15 protein-coding genes and 3 pseudogenes are annotated in these 25,787 nt (G+C 71.9%); 5 read left to right on the top strand and 13 right to left on the bottom strand.

The genetic code is table 11. From position 1 onward, the window contains the following. Positions 1-4: 4 nt before the first annotated feature. From AAG688_RS04710 to AAG688_RS04685, 6 genes and pseudogenes are all read right to left on the bottom strand, one after another. Complete coding sequence (locus AAG688_RS04710) at positions 5-1,279, bottom strand: chemotaxis protein CheB (RefSeq protein WP_411834202.1); 1,275 nt, start codon at positions 1,277-1,279, stop codon at positions 5-7. Further along, positions 1,266-4,046: pseudogene (locus AAG688_RS04705) on the bottom strand (response regulator); the annotation flags it as partial. The gene AAG688_RS04710 and the pseudogene AAG688_RS04705, both read right to left, overlap by 14 nt. 624 nt (positions 4,047-4,670) lie before the next feature. Beyond that, positions 4,671-7,199: pseudogene (locus AAG688_RS04700) on the bottom strand (Hpt domain-containing protein); the annotation flags it as partial. A 78-nt stretch (positions 7,200-7,277) separates the two neighbouring features. Next, a complete protein-coding gene (locus tag AAG688_RS04695; protein ID WP_411834201.1) occupies positions 7,278-9,314 on the bottom strand; it encodes a methyl-accepting chemotaxis protein in 2,037 nt (678 codons plus the stop codon). Positions 9,315-9,350: 36 nt separating this feature from the next. Beyond that, positions 9,351-9,884 (bottom strand): chemotaxis protein CheW, encoded by a 534-nt coding sequence (locus AAG688_RS04690; RefSeq protein WP_411834932.1) that lies wholly within the window; start codon positions 9,882-9,884, stop codon positions 9,351-9,353. Positions 9,885-9,939: 55 nt separating this feature from the next. Beyond that, a complete protein-coding gene (locus AAG688_RS04685; protein ID WP_411834200.1) occupies positions 9,940-10,341 on the bottom strand; it encodes a response regulator in 402 nt (133 codons plus the stop codon). 222 nt (positions 10,342-10,563) lie between these two features. Here AAG688_RS04685 and gshB point away from each other — a divergent pair, with 222 nt between their 5' ends. Both gshB and AAG688_RS04675 read left to right on the top strand, forming a co-directional pair. Then, positions 10,564-11,511, top strand: a complete 948-nt coding sequence (gshB, locus tag AAG688_RS04680) for a glutathione synthase (RefSeq protein ID WP_411834199.1) — start codon at positions 10,564-10,566, stop codon at positions 11,509-11,511. A gap of 1 nt (position 11,512) precedes the next feature. Further along, entirely contained in the window at positions 11,513-12,385 is an 873-nt protein-coding gene (locus tag AAG688_RS04675; protein ID WP_411834198.1) for an energy transducer TonB, read from the top strand. Between the two features lie 17 nt (positions 12,386-12,402). Here AAG688_RS04675 and AAG688_RS04670 read toward each other — a convergent pair. The 5 genes and pseudogenes from AAG688_RS04670 to mrcB all read right to left on the bottom strand — a co-directional run. After that, positions 12,403-12,555: pseudogene (locus AAG688_RS04670) on the bottom strand (S26 family signal peptidase); the annotation flags it as partial. A 48-nt stretch (positions 12,556-12,603) separates the two neighbouring features. Beyond that, the gene (gene tsaB / locus AAG688_RS04665; RefSeq protein ID WP_411834197.1) at positions 12,604-13,299 is read right to left on the bottom strand and encodes a tRNA (adenosine(37)-N6)-threonylcarbamoyltransferase complex dimerization subunit type 1 TsaB; all 696 of its coding nucleotides are present in this window, start codon (positions 13,297-13,299) and stop codon (positions 12,604-12,606) included. A 146-nt stretch (positions 13,300-13,445) separates the two neighbouring features. Next, complete coding sequence (locus AAG688_RS04660) at positions 13,446-15,470, bottom strand: ATP-dependent DNA helicase (protein WP_411834196.1); 2,025 nt, start codon at positions 15,468-15,470, stop codon at positions 13,446-13,448. Between the two features lie 100 nt (positions 15,471-15,570). Next, positions 15,571-16,083: a hypothetical protein gene (locus AAG688_RS04655; RefSeq protein WP_411834195.1), complete on the bottom strand. Its 513-nt coding sequence runs from the start codon at positions 16,081-16,083 to the stop codon at positions 15,571-15,573. A gap of 11 nt (positions 16,084-16,094) precedes the next feature. Continuing rightward, entirely contained in the window at positions 16,095-18,482 is a 2,388-nt protein-coding gene (mrcB, locus tag AAG688_RS04650) for a penicillin-binding protein 1B (RefSeq protein WP_411834194.1), read from the bottom strand. Between the two features lie 93 nt (positions 18,483-18,575). Here mrcB and AAG688_RS04645 point away from each other — a divergent pair, with 93 nt between their 5' ends. After that, positions 18,576-20,693, top strand: a complete 2,118-nt coding sequence (locus AAG688_RS04645; RefSeq protein ID WP_411834192.1) for a glycosyltransferase — start codon at positions 18,576-18,578, stop codon at positions 20,691-20,693. A gap of 236 nt (positions 20,694-20,929) precedes the next feature. Here the strand turns inward: AAG688_RS04645 and AAG688_RS04640 are convergent, their stop codons facing one another. Both AAG688_RS04640 and AAG688_RS04635 read right to left on the bottom strand, forming a co-directional pair. After that, on the bottom strand, positions 20,930-22,516 hold the full coding sequence (locus tag AAG688_RS04640; protein ID WP_411834191.1) for a hypothetical protein: 1,587 nt from the start codon (positions 22,514-22,516) through the stop codon (positions 20,930-20,932). Between the two features lie 17 nt (positions 22,517-22,533). Continuing rightward, a complete protein-coding gene (locus AAG688_RS04635; RefSeq protein ID WP_411834190.1) occupies positions 22,534-24,684 on the bottom strand; it encodes a RelA/SpoT family protein in 2,151 nt (716 codons plus the stop codon). A gap of 67 nt (positions 24,685-24,751) precedes the next feature. Here AAG688_RS04635 and AAG688_RS04630 point away from each other — a divergent pair, with 67 nt between their 5' ends. Together AAG688_RS04630 and AAG688_RS04625 are read left to right on the top strand one after the other, a co-directional pair. Then, positions 24,752-25,270 carry a hypothetical protein gene (locus AAG688_RS04630; protein ID WP_411834189.1) on the top strand — a complete coding sequence of 173 codons (519 nt, stop codon included), beginning with the start codon at positions 24,752-24,754 and terminating at the stop codon, positions 25,268-25,270. A 23-nt stretch (positions 25,271-25,293) separates the two neighbouring features. Further along, a complete protein-coding gene (locus tag AAG688_RS04625) occupies positions 25,294-25,773 on the top strand; it encodes a hypothetical protein (RefSeq protein WP_411834188.1) in 480 nt (159 codons plus the stop codon). The last annotated feature ends 14 nt before the right edge of the window (positions 25,774-25,787 follow it).

The following is a 25,787-nucleotide window of genomic DNA, read 5'->3' as shown; positions in this document are numbered from 1 at the left end:
AGGGTTACCAGCGTTGGAGCAGGGCCGTGGCCAGTTCGGCCGGCGAGCCGAGGGCGGCGCCCTGCGCGGCGATCGCGCGCGCCGCGGCCGGGTCGTAGCAGCCGTCGATGGACTGGCCCTGCACCAGCGCGCCACGGGCGGCCAGCTTGAGGGTGGGTTCGACCAGGGCCACGTCGGCGCCGCTGAGCAGCAGCACCGCGCTGTGCTCGGGCGGCAGCGCGGCGATCAGCGCACCGCCGTCGGCGCCGCCGTCGTCGTGGAAATGGATATTGCCGTTCTGCGCCAGCAGGCCCAGCCCGGCCGGCATCACGTAGACCTGGCCGGGCTCGGCGCTGTGGCCTGCTTCGGCCAGCAGCACCGGCATCTGCGCCACCCGCGACATCTGCCTGACCAGGTTGTCGTAGCGGCCGCCGTCCAGGCGCAGTTGCACCAGCACCGGGCGGGCGAAACCCACCGGCAGTTCGGCCAGCAGCTTGCGTACCGCATCCGGCCCGCCGATGCCGGCGAACACGACGACCGCGCCGTGCGAACGGCCGGCGGGAGCGACCGGTTCCAGCGTCTCCAATTCCAGCTTGTCGAAGGACGGCAACGGCGGCGGCTCGGCCCGCGGCGGAAACACCGGCGGCAGCGGCGGCGGATCGAAGGGGTCGCTGTCGAGCGCGGCCAGCGACAGGCTCAGCTTTTCCTTGACCACCGGCGCGGGTTCCGGCGCGGGGGCGGCCGCGCGCAGCCAGGCATCGGCATCGACGACCTCCTCGAACTCCCGGTTCACGACCGGACCGGTATAGGCGAAATCGTCGCTCGGCAGGTCCAGCGCGACGTCGGCGGCTTCCTCCAGGTACGGCGCCAGGCGATCGTCGGCGTGCAGCTGTGCCGGCGTCGGCGGCAGGCCCGGCTCCAGCAGCGCGGTGACGTCCTCCTCGCGGCCCGGCGGCAGCACGTCCTGGTGGCCGTGCAACTTGGCGGCCAGGTGCCGCGCCCAGCGCTGGGCTTCCCAGCCTTCGCGACGCGCGGCCAGTTCGGCCTCGTCGAAGATGACCGCGATGGACGGGTCGTGCAGGATGTCGTCCAGCCTGCCCAGCGCATCCTCGATGGCCGGTTCCAGCGCCACCAGCACCACCTGCGGGGCGGCATCGCCCAGCATCCGCGCATCGACGGCGTTGGGGTCGTCCTCCAGCACGATTTCGGCGCTGGCCTCGCACAGGGCCGTCCTCAACTGTTCGCGCGCGCGGCCGGCGCGGGCCAGCAACGCGACGCGCTTGGGCTCATTCGCGGACACGGGCTATCCCCAGCAGGTCGTAGACGTTGCGCATCAAATCCAGCTCCTGGTACGGCTTGCCCATGTAGCGCTGCACGCCGATGTCGAACGCGCGCTGGCGGTGCTTGTCGCCGGTGCGCGAGGTGATCATCACGATCGGCACGTCCTTGAAGCGGATGTCGGCCTTCATCGCGGTGGCCAGCTCGTAGCCGTCCATGCGCGGCATCTCGATGTCCAGCAGCATCAGGTCGGGCACGCTCTCTTCCAGCCTCTCCAGCGCCTCGACGCCGTCGCGCGCGGTGACCACCTCGAAGTTGTGGCGTTCCAGCACGCGGCCGGTGACCTTGCGCATGGTCAGCGAGTCGTCCACCACCATGACCTGCGGCACGCGGCGCTGCTCGGCCGTGTGCGCCGGTCCGGCCGGCTGCTGCGGCTGGGCCAGGTGGCGGCGCACCAGCGGGGCGACGTCGAGGATGACCACCACGCTGCCGTCGCCGGTGATGGTGGCGCCGTAGATGCCGGGGATCGAGGCGATCTGCGGACCGACCGCCTTGACCACGATCTCGCGGTTGCCCAGCACCTGATCCACCGCCACCGCCGCGCGCAGTTCGCCCGCGCGCACCAGCAGCAGCGGCACCTGCGGCTGGCCTTCGGCGCGCGCCGGGGCGTGGCCGACCAGGGTGCCGAGGTTGTACAGCGTGTAGTCCTCGCCGGCGTAGTGGTAGCTGCCGCTGCCGGCCTCGAAGCGCTCGCGGCTGATCCGGCCGATGCCGCTGGCGGCCGCCACCGGCACCGAGAACTGCGTTTCGCCGACCTGCACGAACACCGCCTGGGTGACCGCCAGCGTCTGCGGCAGGCGCAGGGTGAAGGTCGCGCCCTGCTGCGGCCGCGACTCGATGTCGAGCGAGCCGCCGAGCTGGCGCACCTCGTTGTACACCACGTCCATGCCGACGCCGCGCCCGGCCAGCTGGCTGACCTTGTCGGAGGTGCTGAAGCCCGATTCCAGGATCAGCCGATCCAGGTCGATGTCGGCCAGCGCCACGCCAGGCTGCAGCAGGCCGCGCTGCTCGGCGCGGCGGCGGATCGCCTCGCGGTCGAGGCCGGCGCCGTCGTCGGACACCTGCAGCACCATTTCCGAGCCTTCGCGGCGCAGCACCACGCGCACCGTGCCCTCCTCGGGCTTGCCGGCGGCGCGGCGCGCCTTTGGCGATTCCAGGCCGTGCGCGACCGAGTTGCGCAGCAGGTGCTCCAGCGGCGCGGTCATGCGTTCGAGCACGCTGCGGTCCAGTTCGCCGTGGGTGCCGTCGAGCACCAGGCGGACCTGCTTGCCGGTGTCCTGCGCGGCCTGGCGCAGCACCCGGCGCAGGCGCGGCACGATGCCTTCGAACGGCACCATGCGCGCGCGCATCAGGCCGTCCTGCAGTTCCGAGCTGACGCGCGACTGCTGCTGCAGCAGGCTGTCGTACTGGCGCGACAGGTCGTCCAGCACGCCCTGCAGGCCGGAGATGTCGGCGGCCGACTCGGCCAGCGCGCGGCTGAGCTGCTGCAGGGTGGAGAAGCGGTCCAGTTCCAGCGGATCGAAGGTCGGATCCTGCTTGTCGTGCTCGCGCTGGTAGCGGGCGACGATCTGCGCCTCGGTCTCCAGGTCCAGGCGGCGCAGCTGGTCGTGCAGGCGGATGTTGGTGCGATCCAGCTCGGCCATCGCGCCGCGGAAGGCGCCCAGCTGCTGCTCCAGGCGCGCGCGGTAGATGGCGACCTCGCCGGCGTGGTTGACCAGCCGATCCAGCAGATCGGCGCGCACGCGCACCTGTTCCTGCTGGGTCCTGGGGAAGAACTCGTCCTCCACCGGGGCAAACTCGGTCTCCACCGGCGCCGACAGCGGCGCCAGCGCCACCGCCGGGACGGGCTCGGCCGGCGGCGCGTCCTGGCGCTCGCCCGGCAGCTCGATGCCGCGCGCGTGCGCGTTGAACTGCGCGATCAGCTGGTCGGGCTTGTGCACCGCGCGGTGGCCGCTGACGCGCTTGACCATGCCGTGCAGTTCGTCGAAGCCGCGTTCGAGCAGCTGCACGCCCGGCCGATCCAGCTCGGTGCGCTGGGCGGCGATCGATTCGAGCATCGATTCGATGGCGTGGCCGAGGTCGCCGATGGCATGGATGCCGGCCATGCGCGCGCCGCCCTTGAGCGTGTGCAGGTCGCGCTGCAGGCCGGTGACCAGCGAACGGTCCTCCGGCGACTCGCGCAACTGCGCGAGCAGGCCGTCGGAATGATCCAGCAGGTCGTTGCCTTCCTCGACGAAGATGTCGACCAGGTCGAGATCCAGGCCGGCCAGATCCAGCGCGTCGTCGGGCTGGTCCTCCAGCGCCGGCTCCTCGTCGGCCTGCATCGCCGGAACTTCGGCTTCGTCGGTGGCTTCTTCGACGGCTTCTTCGACGGCTTCGTCGATGCCTGCCACCGGGGCGTCGGCGGTCGTATCCGGTTCCTGCGCGGGCGCCTCGGCATCGGCGATCTCCGCGGCGGCGGCTTCGGCGAGGATCCCGTCATCAACGGCATCCCCGGCGCTGCCGTCGTCGGCGGCGATCGGCAGCGAGGCTTCGCCATCGCTTTCGGGCGCTTGCGGCGCGCTTTCCGCCACCGCTTCGATCCCGGCTTCCGCGGACGGCGCGTCGGCGGCGAGGTCGGCGATTTCGATCAGCGCGTCGGCGTCGGCGTCGGCGGACGGTTCGTACGTGGCGTCGGCCAACACCGGCGCCTCTTCGTCTTCCAGGAAAGCCGGTGCTTCCGCATCGGCGGGAAGTTCGATGGCGTCCTCGTCCAGCAGCGCCGGCGTCGTGTCCTCGACCAGCGGCAACGGCTCTTCATGCATCCCGGCGTCGGACAGCAGCGTTTCGAACGGCGTGGATTCGATCGGGGCCGGCGCCGCTTCGAAGGCGGCGTCGGCGCCGACGTCCGCGGAAGCCTGGGCCACGGCGTCCTGGTCGTCCGCTTCGGCCATCGCCGCCGGCGCGGAATCCATTTCGACCACCGGCGCCTCGTCGGCGTCGGTGGCGTGTCCGGCCACTGGCAATTCCGCCTGCGGCGCGTCGTCGGCCGGCGCCGGGGACGCGGCGGCATCGCGATGGCGCGGACCGATGGTGTAGACGACATCGTAGTAGGTCACGCCGGTCGCCGGCTCCGCGTTCACCGCGGCTTGTGCCGGCTCGCCGGCGGTTTCGGCCGTCTCGGCCGGCGCTTCCTGCACCGGCGCGGCTTCCACCGGCGCGACGTCCGCGTCGGCAGGCGCCGCTTCGTCCGGCATGTCGATGAACGCGGAAAGATCGTGCGCGGCCAGTTCGCCCGCCACGTGCAGGTCCCCCGGCAGCGAGGCGGCGGCCGGATAGGTGTGCTGCGCGGTGTCGTCGACGATCTGCACCGCCCTGGCGTCGGGCAGGCTGTCGCGCAGCGCGTGCAGGCGCGCGGCCAGTTCGGCGAACACCGGGATGCGCGGCGAAGGCGCCTGCAGCGCGGCGACGCTGCGGCGGATGGCCTGCGCGGCATCGGCCAGCGCGGCCACGCCCTCGCGGCTCGGCACCTGCGACGAGGCCAGCATGCGCTTGACGTACTGCTCGGCGGGCTGGGTGACCGCGGTGATCTCGGGCACGTCGGCCATCGCCAGCGCACCGTTCATCGTGTGCAGCGCGCGCAGCAGGCGTTCGTGGACCGGCGTCGGCTCGGCCAGCGCGTGCTGCAGCCAGGCATCGACCGTGTCGAGGTGGTTGTCCACTTCCGCTTCGAGGATCTCGCGCAGCACCGCATCGACCGAGGCCGGCGTGCCTTCCTCATCGAGGGGGGCGGGCGCATTGACGAACGCGACGGGCTCGGCCGGCCCGGCTTCCGCCACCGGCTCGGCGACGACCGGCGTCGCGTCGGCGCTGTAGAACACGTCCTCGCCGGCGGCGACGCGATCGGCGATCGCCTTCAGCCCGTCGATGTCGGCGCGCAGTTCGTCGCGACCGCGCAGCGCGGCGTTGAGTTGCGGCAGCGTGTCGCAGGCGTGTTGCAGCAGGACGGTGACCGCCTCGCTCGGCGGGCGCGTGCGATCCAGCACGCGGTTGAGCATGTTCTCGATCTTCCAGCTGAACTCGCCCAGCACCTTGGCCCCGACCAGGCGACCACTGCCCTTGAGCGTGTGGAAGACGCGGCGGATCGAGCGCAGCCGCTCCAGATCGTCCGGCGCGGCGCGCCAGGCCGGCAGCAGTTCGCGCAGGTTGACGATTTCCTCGTCGAACTCCTCGAGGAAGACTTCGCGGATCTCGTCGTCGATGTCACCGGCTTCGCTGTCGAAGCCGCCGGCCACCGGCGCGGTCGCGGCGGGCGCGGTCGGCGCGGTCGGCGCGGTCGGCGCAAGGTCCGCCGGAGCGACATCCGGCGCGAACGCGGTCTCGACGGCCGGCGGCATGGCGGCCGGCGCCTCCGGGAGGGGCATGTCGGCGCGCGGCGAATCGTATTCGTCGCCGAAGGCGATCGGCGCGATGGCCGTCTCGTTGCCGGCGGCGCCCTCTTCCTCGAAACTGACCGGATCGAAGCTGAAGATCGGCGCGGCGACCGCGGGAACCTCTGCCTCCTGCGCATCGGCAGCCGTCGCGGTTGCGGCAACCGGCGGCGCGGGCGCTTCGGCCGCGGCGACGGGCGTCGCGGCCTCCGCCTCGTCGGCGGGCAGCGGCCAGTAGCGCAGGTTCTCCAGGCTGGCGCGGGTGATCTCCAGGATCTCCTCGCGGTTGGGCCGGCGTTCGCGCAGCGCCTCCAGGTAGTACTCCAGGCTGGCCATCGCGTCGGCCAGGGTGTCGAGCTGCTGGCCGCCGGGCACGCGGCGCTTGCCGATCAGTTCGGTGCCGACATAGCGGCGCACGCCGATCAGGTAATCGGCGGCCTGCGCCAGCTCGAGGATGCGCAGCGCGCCGGAGACTTCCTCCAGCAGGCGCGGCACGTCGGCGAGCTGGGCGTGATCCCAGTTGGTCTCGATGAAGGCGACGAAGCGCTCGCGCGCCAGCGCGAAGTTGATGATGGCTTCCTGCGCCAGCACCTCGACGGTGCGCTGCGCGTCGGCGGCCACGCTGTCCTCGCCCTTGCCGCCGGAAGGATGGCCCAGCCGGGCCACCTGGTCGTCCAGCGAGGCGTCGACATAGAGCAGCGCGCCGGCGATGTCCAGCAGGGTGCCCTCGTCGGCCGAGCGGGTGCCCTCGACCACGCCGCGCAGCGCATCGCGCTGCTGCTGCACCACGTCGCGCGCCACGCCCAGGCCCATCATGCCGAGGGTGTCGGCGACGTTGCCCAGCTCGTCGACCTGCGACTGCAGCGCCTCCGGCTGCTCGCCGGTGCGCAGGTGCAGGTCGAGCGCGTCCTTGACCCGCATCAGCTCTTCCTTGACCGCGTTGCCGACGGTGTCGAGCAGTTCGCGGTTGCGCCCGCTCAGGCTGCCGCGCGCGTGGTCGATTTCCTCCTCGCTCGGCAACGGCGCGTCGTCCTGGGTGCCGGGCGGGAACAGCATGCTCTCGTTGAGCACGGCCGCGCCGCGCGCGGTGCGGATCTCGTTGAGCAGCGGCAGCAGCACGATCGGGATGTCGCGATGGCCGTCCTGCAGGCGCTCCAGGTAGTCCGGCAGCAGCACCGCGCCGCGCATCAGCACCGCGCAGGCCTCGTCGCGATCCACGGTCTTGCCGACCTGCAGCGCCTGGGCGAGCAGTTCCAGTTCCTCGGCCACCATCGCCGGGGCGTACAGCTCGACCATGCGCAGCGTGCCCTGCACCTGGTGCAGGTAGCCGGCGGCGAAACGCATGCGGCTGGTGTCGCTGGGATCCTCGCCGAACGCCTCGACCTGCTCGCGCACCTGGCGCAGGGTCTCGTCCAGTTCGGGCTTGACCCAGCCGAGCACGGCATGGCTCATCGCTTCGCGCAGCGCGCTCATCGGCGCACCTCGGCGTGCAGGTCCACCGCGTCGTGCCGGTGGGGGATAGGGAGAAGTTCCATCAGGCGATCCTCGTCCTCAGCCCGGCAGCTTGAAGTCGGCCACCGAGCGGCGCAGATCCGCCGCCAGTTGCGCCAGGTGGCCGATGGACTCGGCGGTCTGCCCCGCGCCCAGCGACGTCTGCGAGGTGATCTGGCGGATCACGCCCATGGTCTGGGTGATGTCCGAGGCCGCCGCGGACTGCTGCTGGGCGGCGCCGGAGATGTTCTTGATGAGGTTGTTGAGATCGTGCGACACGCGCTCGATCTCGCCCAGCGCGGTGCCGGCGTCCTCGGCCAGGCGCGCGCCCGACACCACTTCGGCGGTGGTCTGCTCCATCGAGCTGACCGCCTCGTTGGTGTCGGCCTGGATGGTCTGCACCAGCGACTCGATGCGGCGGGTCGCGCTGGAGGTGCGTTCGGCCAGTCGCTGCACTTCGTCGGCCACGACCGCGAAGCCGCGGCCGGCCTCGCCCGCCGAGGCCGCCTGCACGGCCGCGTTGAGCGCCAGGATGTTGGTCTGCTCGGAAATGTCGTTGATCAGTTCCACCACCGAGCCGATTTCCTGCGACGACTCGCCCAGCCGCTTGATGCGCTTGGAGGTTTCCTGGATCTGGTCGCGGATCTGGTCCATGCCGCGGATCGTCTCGCGCACCACGCCGGCGCCCTCGGTGGCGATCTGCACCGAGCGCTGCGCCACGTCGGCCGACTCGGTGGAGTTGCGCGAGACCTGGTCGATGCTCTGCGCGATTTCACTGATGCGCTCGGAGGCGGTGGCGATCTGGTCGGACTGGTGGTTGGCCGCCTCGGCCAGCTGCAGCGCGGTGGCCTGGGTCTCCTGGGTCGAGGCCGCCACCTGCACCGAGGTGTCGTTGATCGTGGTCACCAGGTTGCGCAGCTCGTCCACCGCGTAGTTGATGGCGTCGGCGATGGCGCCGGTCATGTCCTCGGTCACCGAGGCCTTGACGGTCAGGTCGCCTTCGCCGAGCGAGCTGATTTCGTCCAGCAGCCGCATGATCGCCTGCTGGTTGCGGCTGTTGAACTCGACCTGGGTCTGGTAGCGGATTTCCTGCTCGCGCTGGCGGCTGCGGTACAGGCTGTACAGCAGGCCGATGATGGAAATCAGCAGCAGCGCGCCGGAGGCGACCGAGATCCAGAAGTTGGGGAACACGCGGGTGTCGCGCACCGAGCCGAACGCCGAGAACGCCTGGAACAGCTGGCTGGAGTCGTCCAGCAGCTTGCCCGAGCCGTTGGTCAGCGCCGCGGCCGCCGACTGCGCGGCGAACAGGTTGCGCGAGCTGGCCAGGATGGCGTCCAGGTCCTTCTTCATCGCCTCCCACAGCGCCTGCGACTGGTCCAGCGCGGCCAGCGCACCCGGGTTGCGCACCGGCGCGATGCCCAGGTCGGCGTTGCCCTCGCGCAGGCCGGCCAGCACCTGGCCGAACAGCACCGAGTCGCGCGCCAGCGCGTCGCCCGCGGTGGAGGCGCCGGCGCCGCCGGCACGGATTTCGGTGACCCGGCGGGCCATCGTGCCGGCCAACACGACCTGCTGCAGCGCGCTGTAGATCTGCGCTGACGGCGCGCCGGAGGCGGACATCGCGCGCACCACCTCGTTGAGCTGGGCCTGCAGCTGCGGCACCTGGGTGCCGAAACGGTCGGCGTTGCCGGCCAGCGCCAGCACCGCGGCCTCGCTGGCGGTGATCTGGTCGGCGTTCTGCGCCAGCGGCGTCCAGGTGGCGGTGAGCTGGCTCAGCGGGCCGGCGATGGCGCCCTCGGCGCCAAAGCGCTCGCTCAACTGGCGGATGGTGCCGTCGATCTCCAGCTTGGTCGCCTTGAACGACTTGAACGCCTCGGCGTTGCCGGCCACCGCCTCACGGCCCAGGTTGGCCAGCTGCTGCGACAGCACGCGCATGTCCGAGGCGCCGGCGCTGGCGCCGGCCAGGCGGCTGCCCTGCCAGGTCGCCACGCCGGTGTTGGCGCCGAAGGTGAGCACCGACAACGCCAGCAGGATCAGCCAGAAGGTCGTGCTGAACCCTCCCAGTTTGCCGGCGTTCGGAGAATCCGTGGCAGTGCTCATCGTTCAACCCCTGGAAGTATTCAAGTCAATGCGCGTTTACAGCGCGGCCTGTCGGAATTCTGGCGTGCGTGCCAGCAAGGAAAGCGCGAACACGCCCCAGTCCTGCTCGTCCTCGCCGTGGAAGGCGCGTTCGATGAAATGGGCGTAGCGGCCCTCGGCCAGCGGGCCGGGGTCGATGCGCTGCGATTCGTGGAAGCTGCGCTGGCCGTACAGTTCGTCGATGGTCAGGGCGACGTCGCCGCCGGGCTGGCGCATGACCAGCACGCGCTGGCCCTCGTGCAGCACGGTGCGCTCGCCCTCGAGGAACTGCTTCAGGTCGACCACCGGGAACAGGTTGCCGCGCAGGTTGCCGATGCCCAGCAGCCACGGCTGCGCGCCCGGCACCGGCGTCATCGGCGGCAACTGGACGATCTCGACCACGTCGCCGAAGTTGGACACGAGCCGGCGCTGGCCGACGCGATAGCCGACCCCGCGGTACTGGTCCGGCGCGATCTCGCGTTCGGGCAGCACGACCGCGTGGGCCAGGCTGCGCCGTTCGTACTCGGCCAGGATGTCGAATGGTGTGCGGATCATTCCCCGCCCCCCGTGCGCGTTGTGGGAATGGTTGGCATGGCGATGTCCAGAATCAGGTACTGACGTGCGCGCGGATGGCGTCCAGCAACTCCTCGCGCGTGAAAGGCTTGGTCAGGTACTGCTCCGAACCGACGATCCGTCCGCGGGCCTTGTCGAACAGGCCGTCCTTGGACGAGAGCATGATGACCGGCGTGGACTTGAAGACCTGGTTGTTCTTGATCAGCGCGCAGGTCTGATAGCCGTCCAGGCGCGGCATCATGATGTCCACGAAGATGATCTGCGGTTGCTGGTCGGCGATCTTGGCCAGGGCCTCGAAGCCGTCCGTCGCGGTGACCACCTCGCAGCCTTCGCGTTTTAGCAGGGTCTCCGCGGTGCGGCGGATGGTTTTCGAATCATCGATCACCATGACCCGGAGGCCGTTGAGTCCGCCGGCCTGGCCTTCGTTCTGCGTCATTACCTTGATTTCCCCGTGCGCGCGGTGGTTCTTTGATGAGGCGGCCCCGCTGCGAGGCTACTTATATCCCAGTCCGGACGCGTACTGTCAAGCCACCGGTGAGGATCGTCACAAGCTGAATGCCGCGATGCGAACGCCGTCGCAATTATGACCGCCGTCTCGGTTCGGGCCGGGCCGGGCCGCCCTGCTACCATCTGCCCGTTCCCCCTGCCGCATGCCGCAATGACCGTCGATGTCGTCATCGTCATGGATCCGATCGGGTCCATCAAGATCGCCAAGGACACCACCTTCGCCCTGCTGCTGGAAGCCCAGCGGCGCGGCCACCGGCTGCACTACGTGCTGCCCGGCGGGCTGTCGGTGCGCGAGGGACGGCCGCGGGCGACGGCGGCGCCGCTGGCGGTGAAGGACGACCAGGCCGGCTGGTTCGCGCTGGGCCAGCCGGCCGAGCTGGCCTTCGGCCCCGGCCAGGTGGTGCTGATGCGCAAGGACCCGCCGGTGGATGCCGAGTACCTCTACGACACCCACATCCTGGGCATGGCGCAGGCGGCCGGCGCGCGGGTGGTCAACGACCCGCAGGGCCTGCGCGACTACAACGAGAAGCTGGCCGCGCTGTTGTTCCCGCAGTGCTGCCCGCCGACCCTGGTCAGCCGCGACGCGGCGGCGCTGAAGGCGTTCGTGGCCGAGCACGGCGAGGCGGTGCTCAAGCCGCTGGACGGCATGGGCGGGCGTTCCATCTTCCGGGTCGCGGCCGGCGATCCCAACACCAACGTTATCCTGGAAACCCTGATCGGCGAAGGCCGGCTGACCCTGGCGCAGCGCTTCATCCCCGGCATCAGGGACGGCGACAAGCGCATCCTGCTGGTCGACGGCGAGCCGGTGGACTACGCGCTGGCGCGCATCCCGCAGGGCGACGAGTTCCGCGGCAACCTGGCCGCCGGCGGCCGCGGCGAAGGCCGGCCGCTGTCCGAGCGCGACCGCTGGATCGCCGCCCAGGTCGGCCCGGAGATGAAGCGGCGCGGCATGCTGTTCGTCGGCCTGGACGTGATCGGCGACTACCTGACCGAGGTCAACGTCACCAGTCCGACCTGCGCGCGCGAGCTGGACGCGCAGTACGGCCTCAACATCGCCGGGCAGTTGTTCGACGCCATCGAGCGCAAGCCGGGCGGCTGAAGTGGACGCGGCGGTCCTGCCCCCGCGGATCGGGGAGAACGAGCGGCTCGGCGCCACCCTGGCGCTGTCGCTGATCGTGCACGGGATGATCGTGCTGGGGCTGGGCTTCGCGCTGGACGACGCCGCGCCGGTGGTGCCGACGCTGGACGTCATCCTGAGCCAGACGCAGACGCCGCTGACGCCGAAGGAGGCCGACTTCCTGGCCGCCGCCAGCCAGCAGGGCGGCGGCGACCACGACAAGGCGCAGCGCCCGCGCGACAGCCAGGCCGGCTGGATCCCGCAGACCCAGGCCGGGCTCGCGCCGCAGCCGCTGCGCGCGCAGTCGCCCGATGCGGCGCCACCGCCCGAGGCCCGCGTCATCGCCAGCCGGCGCGGCGAGGACAGCGTGCCGCCGCCGGAAGCGCGCCCGCAGCCGGACACCCCCGAGCTGCCGCGCGGCGAGCAGAAGATCCAGCGCGACGCCGAGATGGCGCGGCTGGCGGCGGAGATCCACCTGCGCTCGGAGCTGTACGCCAAGCGGCCCAAGCGCAAGTTCGTCTCCGCCAGCACCCGCGAGTACGCCTACGCCAACTACCTGCGCGCCTGGGTCGATCGCGCCGAGCGCATCGGCAACCTCAACTATCCCGACGAAGCGCGCCGCAAGCGGCTGGCCGGGCAACTGGTGATCAGCGTGGCGGTGCGCCGCGACGGCTCGGTCGAGCAGTCGCGCATCATCCGCTCCAGCGGCATCCCGTTGCTGGACTCGGCCGCGCTGCGCATCGTCGAGCTGGCCGAACCGTTCCCGCCGCTGCCGGCGACCGACGAGGACGTGGACATCCTGCACGTCACCCGCACCTGGAACTTCCTGCCGGGCGGCGAAGTGCGCGACGAATAGGCGGCCAGCGGAATCGCTCAGAGCCGCGTCCAGTCCAGTCCCTGCCCGCGGCGGTAATAGACGCCCCGCGCCTTGCCGTAGACGCAATCCGCGTCGACCCAGCCGAAGCAGCGGCCGTCGAGGCTGTTGCCGCGGTGATCGCCCAGTACCAGCAGCTTGCCCGGCGGCACCCCGGTGCTCGGGCGGATTGGAACCGCCGCCACCCGGCCGCCGCGACTTCAGCGCGCAGCGCGCTGGGCGGCCTGCTGTTCCAGCGTCAAGGCGACGTTGTCGCGCAGGTAGGCCGGTTCGACCCGCTCCGGGGCGATGGCCTCGCCGCGCGCATAGGCCACGGCGGCCAGCCGGGCCAGGTCGGCGGCGTGCGGCAGCGCGGCGGCATCGACGCGGGCGAGCTGTCCGCGCAGGCGCGTCTGCAGCAGGGCGTCGGCGGCCGCCAGGCCGGTGCCGACGCCGTGCCAGCCGCCCGCGTCGTCGGGCAGGCAGTAGGCGTCGGGCGCAACGACCGTCTCGGCGGACACCGGCTGCGGCAGGCCGTCCACGCAGGCGAACGCGCCGGCATAGATTTCACCCATGCGCGCGTCGATGCTGGCGAGGATGCGCGGCCCTTCGGCCTGCGCGGCCAGCACCGCCAGCGTGGACACCGCCACGATCGGGCGGTCCAGCGCCAGCGCGATGCCCTGCGCCAGCGCGATCGCCAGCCGCACGCCGGTGAACGCGCCGGGGCCGCGACCCAGCGCGATGGCGTCCAGTTGCGACTTGGCGATGCCCGCCCCGGCCAGCAGTTCCTGCGCCCACGGCAGCGCCAGCTCGGTATGGCGGCGCGGCGCGATCCCGAAGCGCTCGTGCACCTCGCCGTCCAGGTACAGGGCGACCGAACAGGCTTCGGTGGCGGTTTCGAAGGCGAGCAGTTTCATTGGGGATTGGGGATTGGGGATTAGGAATCGGGAATCGGGGCCAAGCTATTCTCGTATCGACTTGAAGCGAAAACACTCCTGCCCTCTTCTGCCCGTCATTTCCCGCGCGGGCGGGAATCCAGCGTCTCGCCGGGAACCGTTCGAAGTCACGGGGTCCCCGCCTGCGCGGGGACGACGATGCCTGCCTGCGGCACGAACGGCGGCGCCTCTTCCGTCACTGGCACTGCGAAGAACGCCTGCACGTCCTCCACCCGCCGGGTGCGCGAGAACGGCGGCAGCGAATCGAGGAAGACGCGGCCGTAGGACTTGCCGGTCAGGCGCGGATCGCACAGCACCAGCACGCCGCGATCGGTCTCGCTGCGGATCAGCCTACCGACGCCCTGCTTGAGCGCAATCACCGCCTGCGGCAGTTGCTCGTCGCGGAACGGGTTGCCGCCGCTGCGGCGGATCGCGTCCAGCCGCGCCTCGAACACCGGATCGTCCGGCGCGGCGAACGGCAGCTTGTCGATCACCACCACGCTGAGCGCGTCGCCGACCACGTCCACGCCCTCGCGGAAGCTCGCCGACCCCAGCAGCACGCCGTTGCCCGAGTCGCGGAAGCGCTGCAACAGCGTGGCGCGCGGCGCCTCGCCCTGCACGAACAGCGGCCACGGACCGCCGCGCAGCGTCTCGGCCGCCTCGCGCAGCGCGCGGTGCGAGGCGAACAGCAGGAAGGCGCGTCCGCGCGAGGCTTCCAGCACCGGGCGCAGCGCGTCGATCAGGGCGGTGCCGTAGCCGCGCGCGTTGGGCTCGGGCAGCCCGGGGGGCAGGTAGCACAGCGCCTGCCGCGGCCAGTCGAACGGGCTGGGTTGCAGCAGCGTCTGCGGATCGTCCAGGCCCAGTCGCAGCGCGAGGTGATCGAAGTCGCCGCCGACCGCCAGCGTGGCCGAGGTGAAGATCCAGGCCGCGTGCGAGCGCTGGCGGTGCTCGCGCAGCGGCCCGGACACGTCCAGCGGCGTGCGCTGGCAGCGGAAGCCGCGCAGGGTCAGTTCGTACCAGAACACGTCGGCGTCCTGCGGCGGCGGCGCGTCGTCGAAGCCCGGCACCGGCTCGTCCTCGCCCAGCCAGCGCGACAGCCGCGCGGCCGTGTCCTGCGCGCGCGCGGCGCAGGCGTCCAGCCCGGGCGAGGCCTCGGCCAGCGGCGCCAGCGTCTGCCGCAGCGCCGACAGCGCGTCCATCAGCGCGGCAAAGCCGTCGCGCAGCGCCGCCTGCGACAGTATGCGGTCGCGCGTGCCGCGCACCGGCAGGCCCTCCATCGCCGCGCGCAGTTCGCGCAGCGCCTGCTCGACCGCCTGCACCGGCGCCTGCAAACCGGCCAGCGCGCCAGGCACCTCGCGGCTCTCGGCCAGGCAGTCGCGCGCCAGTTCCTGCAATGGGCGCATGCCGAAGCCTTCGCCGAAGAAACTGGCGGCCAGTTCAGGCAGCTGGTGCGCCTCGTCGATGACGAAGGCCTGCGCGCCGGGCAGGATCTCGCCGAAGCCCTCCTGCTTGAGCGCGAGGTCCGCCAGCAGCAGGTGGTGGTTGACCACGACGATGTCGGCCGCCTGCGCGCGCTGCCGCGCCTGCACGACGAAGCACTCGTCCCAGTACGGGCAGTCGCTGCCCAGGCAGCTGTCCACCGTCGAGGTGACCAGCGGCAGCAGCGGCGAATCCTCCGGCAGCGCGGCCAGCTCGGCCATGTCGCCGAACTGGGTGCGCCCGGCCCAGGCGACGATGCGCTGGAACTGATCGACCTGCTCGCGCGAGGTCAGGCGCGGCTCGCCGCGCGCCTGCTGCAGGCGGTAGCGGCACAGGTAGTTGGCGCGGCCCTTCAGCAGCGCCGACTTGAGCCCGGTGCCGAGCGCGTCGCGCACGCGCGGCAGGTCGCGGTGGTAGAGCTGGTCCTGCAACGCGCGGGTGCCGGTGGAGACGATGGTCTTCAGCCCGGACAGCAGCGCCGGCACCAGGTAGGCGAAGGTCTTGCCGGTGCCGGTGCCGGCCTCGGCCAGCAGCACGTCGCGCTGCTCGATGGCCTCGGCGATGGCCGCGGTCAGGCGCTGCTGCGCGGCGCGCGGGACGAAGGCGTCGAGCCGTTCGGCCAGCGCGCCGCCCTCGCTCAGCGCCGCGCGGCTGGCGTGGGCTAGCCGCGACATGCGAGCGCGCCGACCCGCGCGGTCGACCGCCGGGAATGCCTTCCGCTGCCTGCCCTGCCCGCGTCTTCGCCGTGCGAACGGCGGCTTGCCGCGAACGCCATCAGTAGCGCTCGATGCCGGGCACCGTGCAGCCGGGGATCTGCGCGCGCGCGGAGGCGGCGTTCAGATCCTCGCCGCGCGCGAGCCGCGACTGCTCGATCAGCGCCCAGTGCCGGCGGCACAGCGGCCCGGTCCGCGAACCCAGCGACAGCGCGCGCCGGGCCAGCGTCTCGGCGCGCTCGTAGTCGGCCTGCAGCAGCGCGATCTCGGCGCGCTCCTGCAGCACGGCCGGATCGTCGGCGACGATCAGCAGCGCCTGGTTCAGCGCGTCGGCCGCGGCGCCGTAGTCGTGCGCGCCGCGCGCCTGCGCCGCGGCCTGGCGCAGATCCTCGACCTGCGGGTCGCGCAGCGGCTGCACGTCCAGCTCGCGATCGTCCTGGCCGGCGGCGGCCTCGATCGCGGCCAGGCGCTGCGCCGGCGGCACCGCCGGCACCGACGCTGGCGCGGCCGGATCCGGTCCGCTGGCGCAGGCGGCCAGCAGCAGCAACGGGAGAAGGGGAAGTAGACGACGCATTGCGGTGGATCTCACGGTTGCGCGGGGGGTTCCTGGCGCGGGGCTTCTGGCTTGCGATCCAGGCCGAACCAGCTGCGCCAGCCGCCGGACGAGGACTCCTCCTCCGGCGGCGGCTCGATCACGCAGGGACTATAGGCGGGCGCGAACCCGGCCACGAACGGCAGTTGCCGCGCGCCGGGGCAACCGGCGTCGGTGGCGTTGTCGCCGACCACCCACTGCCAGTCCAGGCCCTTGCCTGGCACCTTCAACGGCGCGCTGGGCAGGCGGGTGAAGATGCCCGACCACACCCGCATCGCGCCGGTCGCGCCGTACAGGCCGGTCTGCTCGTTCTGGTCGTTGCCCACCCACACCACCGCCAGGTGATCGCCGGTGTAGCCGGCGTACCAGCTGTCGCGGCCGTCGTTGCTGGTGCCGGTCTTGCCGGCCGACTGCAGCCGGCCCAAGCCGTCGCCGAGCAGTTGCCGGCCGGTGCCGCCGCTGATCACCTGCTGCAGCGCGATGCCGATCAGGTTGGCGGCGACGGAATCGCCTTCCTGCGCCGGCGCCGGCGCCTTGTCGTAGCGCTTGAGCAGCTTGCCGTCCGGATCCAGCACGCCGCGCACCGCGTGCAGCGGCTGGATCTCGCCGCCGGAAGCGAGGAACTGGTAGAGCTGCGCCATCGCGTAGGGGCTCTGGTCGGTCGCGCCGAGGATCAGCGCCGGGTTCGGCTCGGCCTTGATGCCGGCCAGCACCCGCAACAGATCGCCCAGCCGCTCCGGATCGACCTTCATGCCCACGCGCACGGTCGCCTGGTTGTAGGAATGGGCCAGCGCGTCGACCAGCCGCACGCTGCCGTGGCTGCGGTTGTCGGCGTTGGCCGGCGTCCAGCGGCGGTTCTTGCCCAGCTGCACGGTGACCGGCGAATCGTCCACCCAGCTCGCCAGCGACCAGGTGTCCGGCTGCGCCAGCGCCAGCAGGTAGACGAACGGCTTGAGCAGCGATCCGACCGGACGCTGCGCCTCGACCGCGCGGTTGAAGCCGTGCTCGGACACGTTGCGCCCGCCGACCACCGCCAGCACGTCGCCGTCGTGCACGTCGGTCACCACCAGCCCGGCCTGCAAGGGCGGGCGGCGCTTGTTCTCCAGCGACTTCAGCGTCGCGGTCACCGCGCCCTCGGCGTAGGCCTGCGCCGAAGGCGACATGCCGGTCAGCACGGTCAGGCCGGCGCCCTGCAACGCGCTTTCCGGGTAGTCGCGCGCCAGTTGCCGGCGCACCAGGTCGACGTAGGCGGGGAAGCGGTTGGCCGCCGCCATGCCCGGCGTCGCGGTGACGCCCAGCGGCGCGGCCAGCGCGCGCTTGTACTCGGCCTGGTCGATGAGGTTGGTTTCGAGCAGCTTGGCCAGCACGTAGTCGCGGCGATCCTTGGCGCGCTCGGGATTGCGCCGCGGGTTGTACCAGGACGGTCCCTTGACCAGCCCGATCAGCAGCGCGACCTGTTCGGTGGTCAGGCTGTTCAGATCGCGGCCGAACCAGTACTCGGCGCCGGCCGCCACGCCGTGGATGGCCTGGCTGCCGCGCTGGCCAAGATCGACCTGGTTGAAGTAGGCCTCCAGGATCGTGCGCTTGTCGTAGCGCGCCTCCAGGATCAGCGCGAACAGGATCTCGTTGAACTTGCGGCTCAGGGTGACTTCCTTGCCGATGCCGAGCAGCCCGCTGCGCGCCAGCTGCTGGGTCAGCGTGCTGCCGCCCTGGCGGGTCTGCCCGCCCGAGCGCACCGTCAGCCAGACCGCGCGGACGATGCCACTGAGGTCGATGCCGCGGTGGCGGCTGAAGTCGCGATCCTCGACCGCCTGCAGGCCGGTCACCAGCAGCTCCGGCACCTCCTCCAGCCGCACCAGCCGGCGCTCCTCCTGCTTCTGCCCGTACAGGGTGGCGATGCGCGCCGGGTCCAGCCGCGCGGCCTTCAGGCCCTGCCGGCTCACCGGATCACGCAGGCTGCTGACGCGCCCGTCCGCCAGCACGACCTGGACCCGCCGCGCCGGCACCCGGCCGTCGACGTCGATGTAGCCACGGCTGGAGATGGTGAAGCGACCGCCCTCGCGCGCATAGGTGCCGGGCTGCTCGCCGCCGTCCTCGCGGTACGAGGCCGCGTCCAGCTCGGTCTTCAGCGTGCGCGCGTCCATCGCCATGCCCGGCGCCAGCTGCAGCGGGCGCGCGTAGACGCGGGTCGGGATCTGCCATTGCAACTGGCCGAAGCGCTCGCTGACCTGGTGGTTCAGGTAGAGGGTGTACGGAATCAGGAATCCCAGCCCCAGCCCGATCGCCGCCAGCACCGCGGTCAGCAGGTGCCGCCGCCAGGCAGGGGCGGCATCGTCGTCGGATTCGTCCTGCTCGGGATCGTCGTAGTCGTTGCGGGCCACGGGGATGCGACAATGGGAATTCCGGCGAGTCTAACGCAGGCCGCGCGCGACGGACGGCGCCGGAATCGCCCCTTAAGCTGGAGTTCCGACGCAATGCGATCGCCGATGCCCGCTGCGCGCTTCTTCCTGCAACGCGCGCTGGGCCTGCTCCGGCGCGGACTGGCCAGCCTGCGCACGCGCGGGCTGCGCGGCACCTGGGAGCGCGTCAGGTTCCAGTTCCGGCGCGCGCCCGAGGCCATCGGCGCGCCGCTGTACCTGCCCGCGGTGGCGGCGTTCGCGCCGTTCGACGTGCCCGCCTCGCCGCAGCCGCGGGCCAGCATCGTCATCCCCGTCTACAACCACGCCACCCATACGATCGCCTGCCTGCGCGCGATCGCCGCGCATCCGCCGCGCACGCCGTTCGAGATCGTCGTCGTCGACGACGGTTCCAGTGACGAGACGATCGATTGGCTGCCGCGGATAGGCGGCGTGCGCTACCACCGCCGCGCCGCCAATGGCGGCTTCATCGCCGCCTGCAACGACGGCGCCGCGCTCGCCCGCGGCGATCTGCTGGTGTTCCTCAACAACGACACCGTGCCGCAGCCGGGCTGGCTGGACGCACTGTGCGCGACCTTCGATGCGCATCCGCAGGCCGGCCTGGTCGGCGCGCAGCTGATCTATCCGGACGGCAGGCTGCAGGAAGCCGGCGGCGTCGTGTTCGCCGATGGCGGCGCGTGGAACTATGGCCGCTTCGAGTCGCCCGAGGATCCGCGCTACGCCAGCGTGCGCGACGCCGACTACTGCTCCGGCGCGGCGCTGGCGATCCCGCGCGCCCTTTTCACTGCCATTGGCGGCTTCGACGCCCGCTACGCGCCGGCCTACTACGAGGACACCGACCTGGCCTTCGCGGTGCGCGAGCGCGGCCTGCGCGTGCTGTACCAGCCGGCGGCGCGGGTGGTGCACGACGAGGGCACCACCTCCGGCACCGACACGCAGTCGGGGATCAAGGCCTACCAGGTCCGCAACCGCGGCATCTTCGCCGAGCGCTGGCGCGATGCGCTGCGCGCGCACGCGCCCGCCGCGCGACTGCCCTCGGCCGCCAACCAGCCGCGCGGCCGCCGCCAGGTGCTGATCGTCGATGCTTCGATGCCGCGTCCGGATCGCGATTCGGCCTCGCTGCGACTGGTCAACCTGATGCGGCTGCTGATCGAGGAAGGTCTGCACGTGGTGTTCCTGCCGGCCGACCTGCGCCTGGACGCAGCATCGGCCGGCCCGATGCGCCAGCTCGGCGTCGAGGTCTGGCACCGTCCGTTCGCCGCCTCGCTGCCACGCTGGTTCGGCGCCCACGGCGGCCGCTTCGACACGATCATGATGTGCCGCCACTACGTGGCCGCCGAGATCCTGCCGCTGGCCCGGCGCCATGCGCCGCAGGCGCGCCTGGTGTTCGACACCATCGACCTGCACTACCTGCGCGAAAGCCGCACGGCCGACGTCGCCGGCGACGATCTGCTGCAGCACGCCGCCTCGCGGACGCGCCTGCGCGAGCAGGGGATCATCCGCGCCTGCGACGTCACCCTGGTGGTCAGCACGGCCGAGCGCGAGCTGCTCGCGCGCGACATGCCGCAGCAGCGGGTCGAGGTGCTGTCCAACCTGCACGACACGCACGACGGCGGGTTGCCGTTCGGGCAGCGGCGCGACCTGGTGTTCGTCGGCGGCTTCCGCCATCCGCCGAACGTGGACGCGGTGCGCTGGTTCGTGCAATCGGTGTTCCCGCGCATCGCCCGCGCGCTGCCGGGCGTGCGCTTCCACTGCATCGGCGCCGAACCACCGGCGGAGATTCGGGCACTGGCCGCCACCGAGGACGTGATCGTGCATGGCTACGTGGCCGACATCGCGCCTTACATGACCGGTTGCCGGGTGGCGGTGGCGCCGCTGCGGTTCGGCGCAGGCGTGAAGGGCAAGGTCAACCTGAGCATGGCCTACGGGCAGCCGGTCGTGGCCACCTCGTGCGCGGTCGAGGGCATGCACTTGCAACACGATCTCGACGTGCTGGTGGCCGACGCGGCCGACGCCTTCGCCGACGCGGTGATCGCCCTGTACCGCGACGAGGCCCGCTGGCAGCGGCTGGCGGCCAACGGTGTCGAGAACGTGCGCCGGCACTTCTCGCTGGACGCCGCGCGCGAAGTGGTCCGGCGCGTGTTCGTGGATGCGCGGCGACAAGATGTGATGTAGAGCGGAGCTTGCTCCGCTGCCCTTCGCGCGAAGACAAAGCAGCCGAGCAAGCTCGGCTCTACAGGGGGGATTGTCGGGATGTATGCCGGTGCTTCTCGCTGGGCGCGGCGCGCGAGGTGGTCAAGCGCGTGTTCGTGGGGGGACGGCGAGATGTGATGTAGAGCGGAGCTTGCTCCGCTGCCCTTCGCGCGAAGACAAGGCAGCCGGGCAAGCTCGGCTTTACGGATGGAGAAGGACTAATTGACCCCCGGCTGCGCGCTGCGCACGCGCCCGGCGAAATCCTCCACGCCCGGCGCCTGGCGGTCCAGCCGCTGCGCTTCCTGCAGGGCCTGCGCGGCGAAGGCGACGTCGCCGGCGCCCAGGCGCTCGTCGCCGACGGCGATCCACTTCTGCGCCATGCGGCGGCGCGCGTCGGCCAGCTCCGCGTGGCCGGGCTGGAGGGCCTGCCAGGCCTGCAGGCAGGACTGCGCGCGGCGCAGGCGGTTGCCGTGCAGCTCGTCCTCGAAGCACTGCCGCAGCGTCGGCAGCAGGCGCTGCGCGGCCTGCCGCACCTGCGCATCGTCCGGGGCCAGCGCCTGCGCGCGGCGCAGGTGGTCGAAGGCGCTCTCGCCCGGCGGCGCCAGCCATTGCCCGCGCTCGCCGGCCTGCTGCATCGCCGCCAGCGCGGCGGCCACGCGGCGTTCGCGCTCGGCCGCCGGCAGCGGCGCTGCGGTACCCGCGTGCAACTGGCGCGCGGCGGCGATGCGCCGCTGCGCGTCGTCGATGGTCGGCGAGCGCGGCGACAGCGAACGCGCCTTGTCCAGCCAGCGCGCCGCGCCGTCGAAATCGAAGTCCGCCGCGCGCTGCGCCGCCTGCGCGGCCCACGCCGCGGCGACGCGCTCCTGGCCACGGCGTGCGGCTTCGTGCGCGGGCTCGGCTTCCAGCACGGCCTGGTAGCCGGCCGCGGCATCGTCGCCGCGGCCCCGCGCCAGCGCGCGATCGGCCTGCGCGAGGCTGCGGTCGACGAGTTCGGTGAGGCGGGCCTGCAGCGGCGGCAGTTCGATGTGGCCGGCATCGTAGTGGCGGATGCGCGCGAGCAGCGCCGCGGCCTCGGCCAGCCGGCCGCGTTCCAGCGCGTCGTTGGCGCGCTGCGACAGATCCGACAACGCATCCTCGCGCCCCTCCAGCGCCTCGACGCGCGCGGGCTGCAGCGCCAGCACGCGCTGGTAGAGCGGCAATGCGGCCTGTTCGCCGCCGTCGATGCGGCCTTCGGCCTGCGCCTGCCGTGCCTGCCGCAGCAGGTCGTCGATGCCGGCCTGCGCGGCCTCGCGCCTGCGCAGCGCCTGTTCCAGGCGATCGGCCGGCTGCCGGGGGATCTGCAGTTCGCGCGCCAGTTGCAGGTGGCGGCGCGACTGCGCCAACTCGCCCGCCTCCATCGCCACGGCCGCCCGGGTCAGCGCAGCCTCGGCCACGCGGGCCAGGCCGGTGCGCGCCTCGGGACGGTCGTTGTCGAGCGCCTGCGCGGCTTCGAACAGCTGGCGCGCGCCCTGCCCGTCCGCACCGTCCAGCCGGCCGGCGCGCAGCGCGGCTTCCGCCTGCTGCAGCAGGTGCTGCTGGCGGGTGTCGGGCCACAGCCAGCGCGTCAAGGGTTCGCGCACCGCCGCCAGCCCCAGCAATAGGGCTGCCACGGAAATCACGACAAGCAGCCAGCGCCAAGTCTTCCCGCGCGCACGCGGCGACGGCGCGGATGCGGCGGGCGTGTCGATGGCCGAGCGCAGGTGGCGCCAGTCCATCTGCGGCTCGATGCGGTCACGGGGATCGCGATCTGCGGTTGGGCGTTTCACCGCGACAGCATAAGCACTCAGCCTGAACGCCGCGCTTCCTCCACGCCGGGCACGGCGTCGAGCTTGCGCAGCAGCGTCGAGAGCTGGCCGAAATCGGCGACCTTCAGCCGCAGCCGCAGGTGCGCGCGGCCGTTGTCGCGCCCGGGCTGGCTGTTGATGTCCAGCACGTTGGCGTCCTCCTGCGCGATCAGCGTGGTGATGTCCTTGAGCAGCCACTTGCGATCGATGGCCACGATCTGCACGTCGACCTCGTAGCCACCGGTGGCCTGGCCCCATTCCACCGGCATCACCCGCTGCGGGTGGGTGGCGGACAGGCGCACGAAGGCGGCGCAGTCGCTGCGGTGCACGGTCACCCCGCGCCCCTTGGTCAGGTAGCCCTGCACTGGCTCGCCCGGCACCGGCTGGCAGCAGCGCGCCAGCTGCACCAGCAGGTTGCCCACGCCCTGCACGGTGAAGCGCGACTTCGCCGCCGCCGTCGACGTGCGCCGCGGCGCGGGCCGGCGCGGAGGCGGCGCCTCGGTGGCGGCGCGCTGTTCCTCGTGCAAGGCGCGCACGATCTGGTTGGGGCCGACGTCGCCCAGCGCGACCTGGATGTACAGGTCGTCCACCGTCTCGGCATGGAACTTCCTGGCCACCGGCGCCAGGTCCAGCTGGTGCAGGCCCAGGCGCTTGAGCTCGCGCTCCAGCAGCTCGCGTCCGGCCTGCAGGTTGCGCGCGCGGTCCAGCTTGTGGAACCACGCGCGCACCTTGTCGCGCGAGCGGCCGCTGGCGAGGAAGCCGTTGGCCGGCAGCAGCCAGTCGCGGCGCGGCTCGCCGGTCTTGGAGGTGAGGATCTCCACCCGATCGCCGCTGCGCAGCGCGTGGCTGAGCGGCACGATGCGGCCGTTGACCTTGGCCCCGCGCGTGCGGTGCCCCACCTCGGTATGCACGTGGTAGGCGAAGTCGAGCACGGTGCCGCCCTGCGGCAGGTCGATGACCTCGCCCTTGGGGGTGAGGGTGTAGATGCGCTCCTCGACCAGTTCGGCGCCGAGATCGCCGGCCAGCGCGTTCTCGCCCTCGGCTTCCGGCGACTGCTCCAGCAGCTTGCGCATCCAGGCGATCTTGCGGTCGAACGCCTTGTCGGCACCGCCGCCGCCTTCCTTGTAGCGCCAGTGCGCGGCCACGCCCAGTTCGGCCTGCGCGTGCATCTCGTGGGTGCGGATCTGTACTTCCAGCGTGCGCCCTTCCGGGCCGACGACGGCGGTGTGCAGCGAGCGGTAGCCGTTGGGCTTGGGCCGGGCGATGTAGTCGTCGAACTCGCTGGGGATGGGCACCCACAGCGCGTGCACGATGCCCAGCGCGGCGTAGCAGGCGGCCAGGTCGTCCACCGCCACGCGCACCGCGCGCAGGTCGTACAGCTCGTCGATGGCGACCTGCTTCTTCTGCATCTTCTTCCAGATGCTGTAGATGTGCTTGGGCCGGCCGCTGATGTCGGCGGCGATGCCGTTGTCGGCCAGCGCCTGGCGCAGCGTGCGCTTGACCGATTCGATGTAGCGCTCGCGGCCGGCGCGCTTGTCGTCCAGCTGCGCGGCGATCTGCCGGTAGGTGTCCGGCTGCAGGTGGCGGAACGCCAGGTCCTCCAGCTCCCACTTGATCTGCCAGATGCCCAGCCGGTTGGCCAGCGGCGCATGGATGTCGCGGGTCAGCTGCGCCAGCGCGCGGCGCTCGTCCTCAGGCAATCCGGCGGCGGCGCGCATCCGCGCCAGCTGCCGCGCCAGCAGCAGCGTCACCACGCGCAGGTCGCGCACGATCGCCAGCAGCAGCCGGCGCAGCCCCTCGTTGTTGGCGCCGCGCGGCTGGCCGGCGTGCAGGGCCCACACCTGCGCGGCGGCGGCCTGGCCTTCGAGCAGGCCGGCCAGGCCGGGATAGGCGTTCCCCAGGTCCGCGCCCGCCGCCGTGCCGGACGGCGCCAGCCCAGCCAGCAGCGCGGCCACCATCACTTCCTCGTCGGCGCCGAGCTGGGACAGCGTTTCCAGCGTGTCGGCCAGCACGCGCGCGGCTTCGCCCGTGGGCGCGTCCTGCAACCCGGCCACGATGTCCTCCACGCGCCGCTTCGCCACGGCGGGCACGGCGGCGAGTGCGGGCAACGCGAGCAGTTCCGGGATGTCGTGCACGGCAGGAAGGGACATGAAGCGGGCGAAGCAACGATGCGTTCGATGCGTCTACACTACCGGCCAACCACTGCAAGGAACAGCCATGAACCTTCGCCTCGCCCCACGTTCACTGTTGCTGGCGCTCACCCTGCTGCCGATGCTGGCGCTCGCCCAGGCCACGACCGCGGACCTGCAGGGTCAGATGACGCCGGAGGAATTCAGGGCCGCCGGACTGGACAAGCTGACGCCTGCCGAGCTGGCCGCGCTGAACGCCTGGCTGCAGCGCAAGGTCGGCGACGAGACCGCCGCCACCGCCGAGCGCATCCGCGAGCAGGCGCGCGAGGAAGGCCGCAAGGAAGTGGTCGAGAAGAACCGCGGCTTCTTCCACTTCGGCTCCAGCGAACCGATCGTGGATCGCATCGCGGGCGAGTTCGCCGGCTTCGCCAAGGGCCGCCAGTACCTGCTGGAGAACGGCCAGCTCTGGCAGCAGACCGACACCGCCCAGCTGGCCGGCGTGCGCAGGAGCCATCCCAAGGTCACCCTCAAGCCGGGCCTGATGGGCGTGTGGTTCATGACCATCGAAGGCTACAACACCGCCGCCAAGGTGCAGCGCATCAAATGATCCAACCCTCGCCGGAGCCCGCCATGCGCAACATCCTGCTGTCCTGCTGCCTCACCCTCGCCGCCGTCGCCACCACCGCGGCCGCCGGCGATGGCCATGTCGACATCGAGAAGCGGCTGACCGCCGAGCAGATGCAGGCCACCGGCCTGGATCAGCTGACCCCGCAGCAACTGGCCCTGCTCAACCGCCTGCTGGACGAGGACCGGAAGGCCTCGGCGAAGGCGGCCGAGGCGCGGCAGACCGGGCGCAAGTCCGCCGGCCTGTTCGCAGGTGGCGACGACGCCGCGATCACCGCCACCCTGAAGGGTGAGTTCCGCGGCTGGTCCAGCGGCACCCGGCTGGAACTGGACAACGGCCAGGTCTGGCAGGTGGTCGAAGGCAACTACCTCGCCCGCAAGGCAATGGCGTCGCCCCGGGTCACGGTGACGCCCGGCAAGTTCAGTGGCTGGTACCTGCAGGTCGAGGGCCACAACCCGTCGGCCAAGGTGCGCCGCGTCGACTGACGCGGCGTTGCGCG

The sequence above is a fragment of the Pseudoxanthomonas mexicana genome, from assembly GCF_046736355.1.
GTDB lineage: Bacteria > Pseudomonadota > Gammaproteobacteria > Xanthomonadales > Xanthomonadaceae > Pseudoxanthomonas_A > Pseudoxanthomonas_A mexicana_B.
This window is presented reverse-complemented; position numbering and strand designations above follow the sequence as displayed.